Annotated in this window: 1 protein-coding gene; it reads right to left on the reverse strand. The window is 57.7% G+C overall.

Annotated elements, in window-relative coordinates; genetic code table 11:
- On the reverse strand, positions 1-407 hold a 407-nt coding region (locus AF337_RS05580), incomplete at both ends, for an ABC transporter permease (RefSeq protein WP_425287879.1).

Here is a 407-nt window from a genome sequence, read left to right on the forward strand (position 1 = left end):
CATATAGACGATGACCTTGATCCTCGGCACGGGAACGCCCGTCAGTGTCGCGGCGTGCTCATTGCCGCCGATGGCAAAGACATAGCGGCCGAACTTGGTCCAGCGCAGCACGAAACCGGTGATGAGTGCCAGCACGACCATGTAAAGCACTGGATTGGCGATGCCGAAAACCCAGGCGCCGCCACCCAGCGCCAGTAGCTTGTCGTGATCAGGTCCGAACTGGAAAACGACAGTGTTGTTGGACGCAACCATCGCAAGGCTGCGCGCAATCGACAACATGCCGAGCGTGACCACGAAAGGTGGGAAGCCGAGATAGGCAATCAATGCACCGTTGAAAGCTCCGACCAAAAGAGCAGTACCGATTGAGGCGGCGATGCCGACTTCAATGCTGTATCCCGCATGCATGA

The sequence above is a fragment of the Rhizobium ecuadorense genome (genome assembly GCF_001187535.1).
Taxonomy (GTDB): Bacteria; Pseudomonadota; Alphaproteobacteria; order Rhizobiales; family Rhizobiaceae; genus Rhizobium; species Rhizobium ecuadorense.